Raw genomic sequence first — 12,502 nt, 5'->3', positions numbered from 1 at the left:
CAAATAAAATCGGATTCAATCCGAAAAAGAAGACAGTTGTATTTTCAACAGAAATTAATAAATTTATAACCCTAAATACTCCTTAAGGATTTATTCCAAAATGTCCAAGTTAGTTTGAAGACGTACAGAGCTTTTAGATGAAAGAGAAATTACACAGAAAGATTTCGATAAAGGAATTCTTCCAAAATTTCTTCCAGAAACCGAAGAAATCAGAACAGGAAATTGGGTTTGCAATCCACTTCCTGAAGATTTGCTGGATCGAAGAGTGGAAATTACTGGGCCAGTTGATCGAAAAATGATTATTAATGCTTTGAATTGTGATGCTTCAACTTTTATGGCGGATTTTGAAGACAGCAATTCTCCAACCTGGAAAAACTGTATGGAAGGTCAAATCCATCTTTCGGATGCAATCAATAGAAGAATTGATTTTACAAATGAGCAGGGAAAATCATACCAATTAAATGAAGAAATGGCTGTTCTGCTAGTTCGTCCAAGAGGTTTGCATTTGAATGAAAAACATATTGAAATCAATGATGAACAAACTTCCGCTTCATTAATAGATTTTGGAATTTATTTTTTCAGAAACATAAAACAATTGATAGAAAACGGAAGTGCAACTTATTTTTATCTCCCCAAATTAGAACATTACAAAGAAGCACGCTGGTGGAATGACGTCTTTGTTTTTGCTCAAAACTATCTCGGAATTCCTCAGGGAACAATTAAAGCAACAGTTTTAATTGAAACTATCACTGCATCTTTTCAAATCGATGAAATTTTATTCGAATTAAAAGAACATAGTTCCGGTTTGAATTGTGGTCGATGGGATTATATTTTTTCATTCATTAAAAAATTCAGAAATCTTCCAGAATTTATTCTCCCTGATCGTGATCAGGTAACAATGACTTCACCTTTTATGAATGCATACTCAAAAAGAGTGATTGAAGTTTGTCATAAAAGAAATGTTCACGCGATTGGTGGAATGGCGGCGCAGATTCCTATTAAAAATGATTATGAAGCCAACAGTCAGGCTTTTGGAAAGGTCAGAAATGATAAAGAGCGTGAAGTGAAAAATGGTCACGATGGAACTTGGGTTGCACATCCCGATTTGGTTTCTGTGGCGAAAGATATTTTCGACCAGTTTATGCCTGAGAAAAATCAAATCGATAAAAAGTTTGATTATCAAATTACAGAAAATGATTTACTGGAAATTCCAAAAGGAGAAATTACCGAACAGGGTGTCCGAAAAAATATCAACGTCGGAATTCTGTATATCGAATCTTGGTTAATGGGAGTAGGTGCAGCTGCGATTTATAATCTGATGGAAGATGCGGCAACTGCTGAAATTTCAAGGACTCAAGTTTGGCAATGGCTGAAAAATGAAGCATTTCTAAATGATGAAAGAAAACTGACCAGGGAAATGATTCTTCAATGGGAATTTGAGGAACTGGAAAGAATTGAAAAATATGTCGGTGAAGAACGTTTCAAAAACGGAGAATTTACTCTGGCAAAAGAACTTTTTAACGAATTGATTTTCTGTGAAAACTTTGTTGAATTTTTAACATTGAAAGCGTATCTGTTTATTTAAAATAGAATTAGAAATTTTTAATAAGAAAAGTTCTCGCACAAAATTTTTCCACATTTCAATTCGAATAGTTTCACTTGAAATCTCAGATCTCGCAACTTGAAGAAAATTTTAAACTCCAAATATTATGAAAACAAAACAGGAAAAAATTCAGGAATTAGAAAAAGATTGGCTGGATAATCCACGTTGGAATGGCGTGAAAAGACCTTACACAGCCGAAGATGTACTGAAACTTCGAGGTTCTTACCAATTAGATTATACGATTGCTACCGAAATGTCAAAGAAATTCTGGACAAAACTCAATTCTCAGGATTTTGTTGCCGGATTAGGAGCTTTAACTGGAAATCAAGCGGTTCAGGAAGTTGATGCGGGACTGGAAGCAATTTATCTTTCAGGTTGGCAAGTTGCAGCAGATGCTAATTTGTCTGGTGAAATGTATCCCGATCAATCTTTGTACCCAGCGAATTCAGTACCTTCTGTTGTGAAGAAAATTAATAATGCATTATTAAGGGCAGATCAAATTCAATCCGTAAACGGAGGTGGAGAAAAAGAATATTTAGTTCCAATAATCGCCGATGCAGAAGCAGGTTTTGGCGGAAATTTAAATGCTTATGAATTAATGAAGCAAATGATTGAGGCGGGAGCGGCAGCAGTACATTTTGAAGATCAGTTATCTTCTGCGAAAAAATGTGGGCATTTGGGTGGAAAAGTTTTGGTTCCGACTCAAGAAGCGGTTAATAAGCTAATATCGGCTCGTTTAGCAGCAGATGTTTTGGGAGTACCGACTGTAATTATTGCTAGAACAGATGCAGATGCGGCAGATTTGTTGACTTCAGATATTGATGACAGGGATAAAAAGTTTGTGACAGGGAAAAGAACTTCTGAAGGTTTCTATGTTGTGAAAAATGGTGTAGAGCAGGGAATTGACAGAGGTTTATCTTATGCTCCTTATGCCGATTTGATCTGGATGGAAACGTCAAATCCGGATCTGGAGATGGCAAGAAAATTTGCAGAAGGAATTCGTACAAAATTTCCAGATAAAATGTTGGCTTATAACTGTTCACCTTCTTTTAATTGGGCTGCAAAATTAAGTGTCGATGAAATGCTGAATTTCCGAGAAGAATTGGGAAAAATGGGTTACAAATTCCAGTTTATTACATTGGCTGGTTTTCATGCTTTGAATACTGCGATGTTTGAATTAGCTTTGGCATATAAAGAAAAAGGAATGGCAGGTTATTCTGAATTGCAGGAACGCGAATTTGCTTTGCAGAAGCAGGGTTTCAGAGCGGTAAAACATCAGTCTTTTGTTGGGACAGGATATTTTGATGAAATTCAAAATATTGTAACCAATGGTTCGGCAGCAACAGTGGCGATGAGAGATTCTACAGAAACAGCACAGTTTCATTAAAAATTTAATATTGGCAAATTTCATTGTATTTTTGCGTTTAACTATTCTTACAAAAAATCCATTATAATTAAATTTAATTGTTGCAATCTTCCTGTTTTGAGGAAGGTTTTTGTTTTGAATGTTCTATTGAGTAAATATTGAGAAATCTCAATTATAAAGATTGATTTTTTATAGTTAAATAGGTTTTATTCTCTCAAAATTACAACAAGATTAAAGATAAGATATTTCCTTTTATCAATTGAAGCTTTTAAAGCAAATAGGTGGGATTAGGGATTTTCAGTACATAAAATACGAATTTCGGTACATTACGATAGATTGCTATGGCTTTACATTTGTAATAAACTCTTTAAGATTATTGTTTCATCTTGAAAAATAATGTGAATTAGTATTAATCAAAAATCTTAATTATGAGTTTTATAGACAAAGTAAAATTGGCTGCCGAGTTAGCAAAGGCGAATTTCAGTGAAGGTATCGATGATGGTTATGACCATTCCACTACATCTGCCGGAAGAAAAGGGTTAAGATCCGGCCGTGTATCTGAGTTAACTGCGATGGCAGACCTAAAACCCGGAGGTGCAGAAAATCTCAGAACCATAATGGAAATTGCAGGTGGTGATCTGAAAGGCGCAACCAAAGTAGGAACGCTGCATGACCTTCGTATAGTTTTGTTTGATAACGATACCAAGATTCTTTTCTGCACGGCTTACGATGGCGACTGGGATGCTTATATTGATGATTTCGCTACAAAAATTCCGCAGCTAATGGACATCATTTTTGGGAATGTAGAAGGCTGGCCAGGCATAAAAAACCCGAGTGTAAAACAGTTCATTCTAGACCATCAGATTACTGCGACAGGTTGGTATGTAGGTGTTCCGCATCTTACGGTGAATGATATAAGGAGAAATGATAAAATCATTAAAGGACTGAATAAGGCAATTGACGAAGCAAATAAAATCTAACCTATGGCATTGGAATTTTTAAAGCGGATTTTTAATCCCAATAAAGTTGAAATTGAGCTGAACGAAATACAGGCCTTAATTCTCAGAAGCCGACCTATACCATATTTCGGAACAGTGGCTATTATTGAAATCAAAGATGCTGTGGCAGCCAGACAAATGCTCCAAAAACTCTTGCCGATTGTGAGTTCTGCGGAAGACTGGCATAAGAATGAAGGCGCATCGGTTACTTTGACATTCACTTATAAAGGTCTGGAAAAAATCGGTGTGCCTCAAGAGTCACTCGATACTTTTCCCGAATCCTTCAAGGAGGGAATGGCAGAACGTTCCCGGTTTCTGTACGACATTGGAGTCAATGACCCTAAAAACTGGGAAAAGGTTTTTAAAAGATCACATATTCACATCGCTGCTGCAATTATCGCCAACAATGAAGAGGCGTGGAAAAGCCAGCTGGAGGAATTTCGTTCTAAATTGACGAATAACAGCGGCGTAGAAGTAATAATGAGCCACGATTTCGCCGTATCTGAAGAGGTTAAAAATGTATTCGGATTCAGGGATGGCATCAGCAATCCGGAAATTGAAGGCAGTGGGATAGATGTTCCTCCCGGATTTGACCGTCCGCTTAAAGCAGGCGAATTTATAATGGGCTATCCTGGAGAAGCAGGCATCATAAAGCCATTTCCACAACCTGAAGTTTTAGGAAAGAACGGTTCTTTTATGGTTTTCAGAAAGTATCAAAGTCAGGTGGCAGAATTTAATCAATTCATTAAGGAAAATTCTTCTTCGCCGGAAGAGGGAGAACTCTTGGCTGCCAAAATGGTAGGTCGCTGGCGAAGTGGTGCACCTTTGGTTTTAGCTCCCGAAAAGGATGATAAAGCGCTAGGAGATGATATGCAAAAGAACAATGATTTTTCTTTCAAGAATGATGAGTACGGTAAAAAGTGTCCGTTCAGTTCGCATATCCGCAGGATGAACCCAAGAGATTCCAAATCTTTTGTTTTGGAGGATGAACGTTTGCACAGGATCATCAGAAAAAGTGTAACTTTTGGCGACATTGTTCCGCCGGAGGTAACCAAAAATGACGGTAAGGAACGTGGACAGTACTTTATTGGCATTAGTGCCGATGCAATGGGAACACTGGAATTTCTTCAAAAACAATGGGCAAACGATGGTAACTCCCAAAATCTGGGAACAGAAAAAGATCCTATGATCGGTGTACAGGACGAAGACGCACTTTTTTCTGCACCGGGAGAACCCCTCATCAAAAGATACCGTGGTTTGCAGACCTACAACATTGTGAAAGGCGGAGAATATTGTTTTATTCCAAGCATTTCTGCTTTAAAATGGATTAGTGAATTAAAATAAAAAAAGCACTATGGAAGATTACATAAAGTACAGTTACGAAGTGGAAGAAATTCCAGAAAATTTCGATGAGTATATTACCACCATTAATAACGATATCCGCGAATACATCAAAAATACGCCAAACCTAAGCAGGGCGACCCATCATACAAGAGATGCGCACGCCAATGGTTATGTAGTACTGAAAGCAGAGGTTGAAATTTTGGATAATCTGCCCGAAGAACTGGCGCAGGGCATTTATGCGAAACCCGGAAAACACCAGGCAGCAGTTCGCTTTTCCAATGGTTCGTCCAGAGTTTTGCCCGATAAACTTAGCGGTAATGCACAAGGATTTGCTTTAAAGATTTTTGGGATAGATGGCAAAAAATTATCTCCCGGAGAGGAAGATTCTACGAATATTGATTTTAACCTGATTAATAATCCCGTGTTTTTCTGCAACTCGGCAGAACATTATGTTTTCATTTCAAAGCTGTTTTTAAAGCTAAATGATTTCTTTGAAAAGGGAGCCTTGGGAAAATTGGAATTTGCCACACTTTGGGTCACCGAAAATAAAAAAGCATTTCCAAATTTTGAGGCTTTGAAGGAATTGGGCGCTCTTAAAACTTTTGAAAAAATCCCTTCCATCAACAGTTTTCTTTATGAATTTTACAGTATGGGAGCAGTTCGCCACGGTGATTATATCGCCAAAGTAAGAGTAATCCCAACTGAGCAGACCAAGAACGCCATCACGGAAAAAGATATTGATCTAGACAGCGCAGAATGGCCGTACAGAAAAGGAATTATCAAAGAAATAGCTCAAAAAGACCTTACGTTTGAGTTGCAAATACAACTTTGCAAAGACCTGAAAGAAATGCCTGTCAATGACCTTACAAAAGAATGGTCGCAGGAATTATCACCATTCCGTACGGTGGCAAAAATCACAATACCAAAACAAACGGTTCCTGAGGATGGTAATTTTGAAATTATGGAAAATCTGTCGTTTACACCTTTTAGAACCAGAGAAGAGAATTCACCGATTGGGAATTTACAGCGTTCACGGCAATCAGCGTATGTAACATCTTCAACCTCACGACACGAGCTAAACCACAAAAAACGTAAAGAACCAAAGAATTTGGAGGACGCATTCAGTCCGGAGTTTTATCAGTTATAATTGAAAATGAAAATTGCTGAGCCCTAGTTCCGTAAAGTTTATTACCAAAAATGAACCAAAATTATGAGCAAAATAAAAAATGTAACGGTAGCTGGAAGTGGTGTTTTAGGATTCCAAATTGCTTTTCAAACAGCAATTCACGGATTTGAAACCACTGTTTACGATATCAACGATGAAGTGTTGGAAAAGGCGAAAGCAAAGTTCGACGGCTTGGCCGAAAATCATAAAAAGGATCTTGGCGCCACCGAAGAACAAATTACAAAAGCTAGGGAAAGACTGCACTATTCATCCGATTTGGCATTTGCTGTGAAAGATGCCGATCTTTTGATAGAAGCAGTGCCAGAAGATATTAAAATAAAAACGGAATTTTATAAGCAACTCTCTTCAATTGCACCGGAGAAAACCATTTTTGTAAGTAATTCATCCACCTTGTTGCCAAGTCAGTTTGCAGAGGTGACAGGAAGACCAGCTCAATACCTTAACCTGCATTTTGCTAATCAAATATGGTTGCGAAATATGGCGGAAATTATGCCCCATCCAGGAACCGACGAAAAAATAGCTGAGGAAATAGTCGATTTTTCCAAGGCGATAGGGATGGTGCCTGTTTTGGTAAAAAAAGAAGTTCCTGGTTATGTGCTCAATTCTTTATTAAATCCATTTCTGAATGCCGGAATGCAGCTTTGGATTGGCGATTATGCTACGCCAGAAACCATCGACAAAACCTGGATGCTGGGAACTGGTTCGCCTTACGGACCAATGGCTTTGTATGATATTATCGGATTGACGACACCATACAACATTTACAAACTGCAAGTAGAGAAGGGCAAAACAGATGATAAGATTGTGCTGGATAAACTTAAATCAACCTTCATTGACCAAAATAAACTGGGAATTTCTACTGGCGAAGGCTTTTACAAATATCCAAATCCTTCGTGGCAAGGCCCAGATTTTTTGAAAGTGCCGGAAGTCGATTTATCTAAAATCAGTATCAAAAATGTTGTGGTGGCTGGAAGTGGCGTTCTCGGTTTTCAGATTGCGGTGCAGTGCGCCTATTTTGGCTATAAAGTCACGGTTTATGATGTTAATGATGAAGCTTTAAATAAGGCAAAAAACCGTTTTGATGTCTTGGCTGAAGAATATAAAAACTACCTGAAAGCTGATGAAGAAAAAATCGAAAATACCAAAAATGATCTCACTTATTCTACAGATTTGAAAGCTTCTTTACAAGATGCCGATTTATTGATAGAAGCCGTTCCGGAAAGCATCGATATCAAAAAAGATTTCTGGGAAAAAGCTTCTGAGCACGCGTCGGAAAAAACCATTTTTGCGAGCAACTCATCCACACTTTTGCCGAGCAGATTAAGCACATTCACCGATCGTCCGGAAAAATTCATCCATTTACATTTTGCCAATCATATAATGGTTCGTAATATGGCAGAAATAATGGGTTCTGATCAAACCGACCCAATGGTTTATAACGAGATTGTAGAGTTTGCAAAATCCATTTCTATGCTGCCCGTGGAACTGAAGAAGGAAAAATCGGGCTATGTTCTGGATTCTTTGTTGATTCCGCTTTTGGTGGCTGGCCTTGCACTGTGGGCGAATGACGTTGCCGATCCTGCAACCATTGATAAAACCTGGAGAATAGCAACAGGTGCTCCTTTTGGACCGATGGCTATTTTAGATTTGAATGGGATGAACACCAATTATAACATCTTAAAAGAAATCCCGGGAGAACTAACACAGAAAATAGCAGAAAAGCTAAAAACCGAACTTATCGACAAAGGAAAACTTGGTCAGCAATCCGGCGAAGGTTTTTACAAATATCCTGATCCGGAATGGCAAAGCAAGGATTTTTTAAAAGCTTGATAAATGCTAAATTTCCATTAAAAACTAAGTATTTTAATTATTAATCAGTTATTTATAATTAAAATACTTTTTTCTTTATGATATTTTTTCATAGAGCCAATCTTTTATACTTTCATAGACAGATTCTTTAATATCTTCATTAAGTATTTCGTGTCGCATAGCAGGATAAATTTTAGTTTTAAGATCCGTAAAACCATCTTTTTGCATTTGCGCTACCGTTTTTTCCACACCTTTTCCGAAGTCTCCTATCGGATCCTCAGCTCCGCTTACAAAAAGAAAGGGAAATTCTTTTGGTAATTTTTCTGCCCATTTTCTTTCAGTTGCCTGTTGATTTAGAGAAACTAATGCGTAAAAACCATTATTGGTAAAAGGTACTCCGCATAGGCTGTCCCTGCAAAATGATTCACGGTTGGATTTGCTGAGGCTCAGCCAACTGGTAAGGTCGCCATCTTTCTCGCCTTTAAAATGTTGATTATTAATTTTTGAAAAAGTTCTGTTGATGAATTTGCTCCGGTGTTTTGGAGCAATAATATTGTTGATGGACAGGAAAAATTTAGCCAAACCGATTCCGTTGATTTTTCCGCCCGTTCCTACGATGACCGCTCCTTTAAAAACATCTTTCTGATTCTGAAGTAAGCATCTTGCAATGAAAGAACCCATAGAATGCCCCAATAAAAAGTGAGAAATTTTAGGGTAGTTGTTTTCTAAAAATGCTGCCATCGTTGCGGCATCGTCTATCAGTTGCTGCTTGGGATTTTCTTTTTGAAAATAACCTAGTTCTTCCTGGTTTTCCGCCGTTTTTCCGTGTCCGAGATGGTCATATAATAGAACTGCAAAACCGTTGTTCGCCAGATATTCCGCAAAATCTTTATAACGACCGCTATGCTCCTGCATCCCGTGTAGTATAAGGACAGTAGCCTTGGGAGGTTCATTTATTGGTTCGAATAATTCATAAAAAAGATTGTGCGTACCTGAGTTGGCAATTTTCTTCCTGTTTATATATCCTGATGTTTGTTTTGCCATAGAGTCGGTTGGTTTTGTACAAAAATAAATATTCTGCCCTTGACAAAAGCAAGAGCAGAATAAAGTTAGATAAATTGGTTATTATAGACAATCTCTTTTATAGATTAAAGAGAGATTCGGTATCCTAATGAAAGATTCCACCCGCGGTTATAAGATGTTACGTTGTCTATATTGGAAAGATTACCTAATCCCAGGCCATATTGCCCTTTCAGATAGATTCCCCAAGGTGTTTCATATCCGGCACCGAAATTAAATCCCCAATCGAATCCTTTTGTTTCATCGCTGCCACTACCAAAGTTGATGTCGGTTTCCTGAGAACCGATTACTGGGATATTCTCTCCTTTATATTTGCCGCTTACTCCAAATCCGATGTAAGGCCCTACCTCTGCAAAAATTCCTCCGGACTTTCCTCCTTCAATTTTATACTGATATCCGAGATTAACAGGGACTTCAAGGTAGTCCAGGCTGGTTTTGAAATCTCCGATGCTGGTGGTGGTTTTTGAACCCTTGTTGCTATAAAATAAACCGGGCTTTACGTAAAAACCTTGTGACAAAGGGATGTTAAAGCCTGCCCCGATGCGGAATCCTGTTTTGGAGTCATCAGATTCGGAAGAATTATCGCCTACCTCAGTCTTTATTTTATTAAAATTCAGACCTATTTCAGGGTCAATCGTAATTTGCGCTTTTACCACGAAAGTAGTTGCACAAAGTGCAATGGCCAATGTGATTTTTTTCATTTTTTGTATTGATTTAAATTGTCAATCTAATATTGTCGTTAACAAAAATTTTTTTATTTTTAATTTCTGTAAGAGGTATGAATAGCTTTTGCCAACACGTCTGGTTTTTTCCAGTGTTCCGTTACTGGAGTTACTTTTTTATCGAGACCGAGTAGGGTATATACAGCGATGCGTGCTGCACGAACCGAATATTCTTCTGTGAATACCATATCTTCCGGTATTTCTACAAACTGACTAATCATTGCTAGGTTGGTGCTGCCTTCAGGAACAACTGCAGGGCGGTCTTTTTTAGCTCTTGGTTGAAACAACGCATCGATGTAAGGCATCATACACGGAATAATATTGATAACGCTATCTTTTATTTCCTGTTCGTGTTTTTCAAAATGCAAATGATGAATCAACTCTGTCAAAATTTCTTCACCCGTGCAATCAATCATCGGCTTTTTCACATAATCTCCCACTGCATCTGGATATAATCCGTAGCCCCAAAGAATGGTAGTATCATCGCCTTGCGCTTTGAAATGCGGTTGTGCAGCCACCACAATTGACATTCGCCACGATGAATCTTTAAATGTCATCAAAGCTCCGCTGCCCGGCTTGTTGCCAGTGTATTCTTCAATAAGTTTCAGAAATTTATTTCCTTTGAATGTTGGTGTGAAAGAATACCATTTTGTTTCGTCAGGTTTGGTAAAGAACGGGTCTGGGTTACCCAATTTGCCGGGTTTCTTGTTGGCAATTTTACGCCATAGTGCAAAACTTGGCGGATTTAACGGCAAATATTTTGCAGGCGTATTATAATCGCCGTTATTAGAATTGTCTGTAATACATCCGTTGGTAAAGAATACCAAATCGCCTTCATTCACAGTTATTTTCTCTGTTTTTCCTTCTGCATTGATGCATTCTATTCCCGTTACGGTAATGCCATCATCATCGGCAAAATCCAAATCGGTAACGGTTTTTCTTAATGAAAAGTCCACTTTGTGCTGATCCAAAAATGCCTTCAACGGTAAGATAACGGATTCATATTGGTTGTATGGTGTTCTGGTAACCCCTTCGAGTGTTTCGATTCTTGAAAATTCCAACAGCATACGTTTCATATAGCGTTGAAATTCAAAAATACTGCTCCATTCTTGCCAAGCGAAAGTGGTTTGCCACATATACCAGAAGTTGGTGGTGAAAAAATGGTCGCTGAACCAGTCTCTGATGGTCATATTATCCAATTCATTTTCATCAGCAAAGAACAGTTTTACCATTTTCATACGGTCACCAGTATTGAACTGCATATCGGTAACAGGAAGGATATTCCCATCCTTATCTATAAGTCTTGCTTTTGCCTGTGTCGGGTTTGCATGGTCAAATGCAAGAATTTCGTCTTTTACGGAAATGTTCGGTACTTCCAACGACGGAATGCGACCGGTCAAATCCCAGAAATTCTCGTAAGTTTCTTCGTTAAGCATTCGTCCGCCACGGCAGATAAACCCTTCTTTTTTGGTTCCTGCACCGTCATTACTGCCTCCTAAAATTGGTAAAGTTTCAATGATGTGAATGTTTTCGCCTTTAAAGTCTCCGTCTTCTAACAGATATACGGCACCGGCAAGACTTGCCAATCCGCCTCCGATGAAGTATGCATGTTTGTTCGAATTGCTCATATGATATTTTTTTTTAGGTTATTTTTATATAATAAAGGTATTGATATACCTTAATTCCTTGGTATCCCTAAATTCGAAAATCATATACGGAATTTCTTTTTTAAAAATGCTGTTGTCTTCGGTACTTTTGGGGCGATATTGAAGCATGCTTTTTAAAGAAACGGCCGAATGCAGAGGTAGAATTAAAGCCCGTTTCAAATGCAATCTGAGAAATGTTTTTTTCTGGATAGCCGAGCAGAACGTATACTTCTTTTAATAAGGCCTCATCAATAATCTGATGTGGCGTTTTGCCGGTCGCTTTTTTTACAATCAGAATAAGATATTTGTTGGTAATGAATAGCTTGTCCGCATAGTATTGTACGTCTTTATGCTGCAAAATATTTTCTTTCACCAATTCATTGAATTTAAAAAAAATATGATTCTTATCCTGTGGAGTGGGATATGCGTTGTCTTTTCTGTTTTCATTAGTAAGGACGGCAACTTCCAATAAAATATTAATAATAATAGTACGAACAATATCTTCTGTAAAAAGACCATTCCTCGTGGCCTGCTGTTGAAGATAATCCAATAAATTGATTAAGTGTGTACTACTTGATTCGTTGGAAATTACTACGTTAAAGCTATTTTTATTGAATAGAGTGTAAATCGTCAGCAAAAAGTAGACATTATATAGTATAAAAGTTAAGGAGTGTTTTCAAAAAAAGAATTACATTTAATTATGGAAACACCTAAAAAGAAAAGTTCCGAAAAATTCGTAAAAGACATC

At 37.7% G+C, this 12,502-nt stretch carries 9 protein-coding genes and 1 pseudogene; 6 read left to right on the top strand and 4 right to left on the bottom strand.

Going from position 1 to position 12,502, the window contains the following annotated elements:
• Positions 1–121: 121 nt before the first annotated feature.
• From aceB to BA768_RS21690, 6 genes and pseudogenes are all read left to right on the top strand, one after another.
• Positions 122–1,585, top strand: a pseudogene (aceB, locus tag BA768_RS16560) (malate synthase A); the annotation flags it as partial.
• 124 nt (positions 1,586–1,709) lie between these two features.
• On the top strand, positions 1,710–2,990 hold the full coding sequence (gene aceA, locus BA768_RS16555; RefSeq protein WP_065721666.1) for an isocitrate lyase: 1,281 nt from the start codon (positions 1,710–1,712) through the stop codon (positions 2,988–2,990).
• A 407-nt stretch (positions 2,991–3,397) separates the two neighbouring features.
• Positions 3,398–3,949: a hypothetical protein gene (locus BA768_RS16550; RefSeq protein WP_002978558.1), complete on the top strand. Its 552-nt coding sequence runs from the start codon at positions 3,398–3,400 to the stop codon at positions 3,947–3,949.
• A 3-nt stretch (positions 3,950–3,952) separates the two neighbouring features.
• The gene (locus BA768_RS16545; protein ID WP_065721665.1) at positions 3,953–5,311 is read left to right on the top strand and encodes a Dyp-type peroxidase; all 1,359 of its coding nucleotides are present in this window, start codon (positions 3,953–3,955) and stop codon (positions 5,309–5,311) included.
• Between the two features lie 10 nt (positions 5,312–5,321).
• Positions 5,322–6,458: a catalase family protein gene (locus tag BA768_RS16540; RefSeq protein WP_065721664.1), complete on the top strand. Its 1,137-nt coding sequence runs from the start codon at positions 5,322–5,324 to the stop codon at positions 6,456–6,458.
• Between the two features lie 63 nt (positions 6,459–6,521).
• Positions 6,522–8,327 (top strand): 3-hydroxyacyl-CoA dehydrogenase, encoded by a 1,806-nt coding sequence (locus BA768_RS21690; RefSeq protein WP_065721663.1) that lies wholly within the window; start codon positions 6,522–6,524, stop codon positions 8,325–8,327.
• Positions 8,328–8,402: 75 nt separating this feature from the next.
• On the opposite strand, the gene BA768_RS16530 is transcribed toward BA768_RS21690, so the two are convergent.
• From BA768_RS16530 to BA768_RS16515, 4 genes are all read right to left on the bottom strand, one after another.
• Positions 8,403–9,350 (bottom strand): alpha/beta fold hydrolase, encoded by a 948-nt coding sequence (locus BA768_RS16530; protein WP_065721662.1) that lies wholly within the window; start codon positions 9,348–9,350, stop codon positions 8,403–8,405.
• A gap of 104 nt (positions 9,351–9,454) precedes the next feature.
• Positions 9,455–10,087 (bottom strand): porin family protein, encoded by a 633-nt coding sequence (locus tag BA768_RS16525; RefSeq protein WP_065721661.1) that lies wholly within the window; start codon positions 10,085–10,087, stop codon positions 9,455–9,457.
• A 59-nt stretch (positions 10,088–10,146) separates the two neighbouring features.
• Complete coding sequence (locus BA768_RS16520) at positions 10,147–11,736, bottom strand: oleate hydratase (protein WP_065721660.1); 1,590 nt, start codon at positions 11,734–11,736, stop codon at positions 10,147–10,149.
• A gap of 100 nt (positions 11,737–11,836) precedes the next feature.
• Complete coding sequence (locus tag BA768_RS16515) at positions 11,837–12,304, bottom strand: helix-turn-helix domain-containing protein (RefSeq protein ID WP_065721659.1); 468 nt, start codon at positions 12,302–12,304, stop codon at positions 11,837–11,839.
• Positions 12,305–12,502: the final 198 nt, after the last annotated feature.

This window comes from Chryseobacterium sp. CBo1 (genome assembly GCF_001693475.1).
GTDB classification, from domain to species: Bacteria; Bacteroidota; Bacteroidia; order Flavobacteriales; family Weeksellaceae; genus Chryseobacterium; species Chryseobacterium formosense.
The sequence above is the reverse complement of the archived record's forward strand: the minus strand, read 5'-3'. Positions and strand labels throughout refer to the sequence as shown.

Bases quoted from the DNA above. Each gene is read 5' to 3' on its own strand.
- aceA (WP_065721666.1), top strand. From the start codon at position 1,710: ATGAAAACAAAACAGGAAAAAATTCAGGAATTAGAAAAAGATTGGCTG.
- BA768_RS16550 (WP_002978558.1), top strand. From the start codon at position 3,398: ATGAGTTTTATAGACAAAGTAAAATTGGCTGCCGAGTTAGCAAAGGCG.
- BA768_RS16545 (WP_065721665.1), top strand. From the start codon at position 3,953: ATGGCATTGGAATTTTTAAAGCGGATTTTTAATCCCAATAAAGTTGAA.
- BA768_RS16540 (WP_065721664.1), top strand. From the start codon at position 5,322: ATGGAAGATTACATAAAGTACAGTTACGAAGTGGAAGAAATTCCAGAA.
- BA768_RS21690 (WP_065721663.1), top strand. From the start codon at position 6,522: ATGAGCAAAATAAAAAATGTAACGGTAGCTGGAAGTGGTGTTTTAGGA.
- BA768_RS16530 (WP_065721662.1), bottom strand. From the start codon at position 9,350: ATGGCAAAACAAACATCAGGATATATAAACAGGAAGAAAATTGCCAAC.
- BA768_RS16525 (WP_065721661.1), bottom strand. From the start codon at position 10,087: ATGAAAAAAATCACATTGGCCATTGCACTTTGTGCAACTACTTTCGTG.
- BA768_RS16520 (WP_065721660.1), bottom strand. From the start codon at position 11,736: ATGAGCAATTCGAACAAACATGCATACTTCATCGGAGGCGGATTGGCA.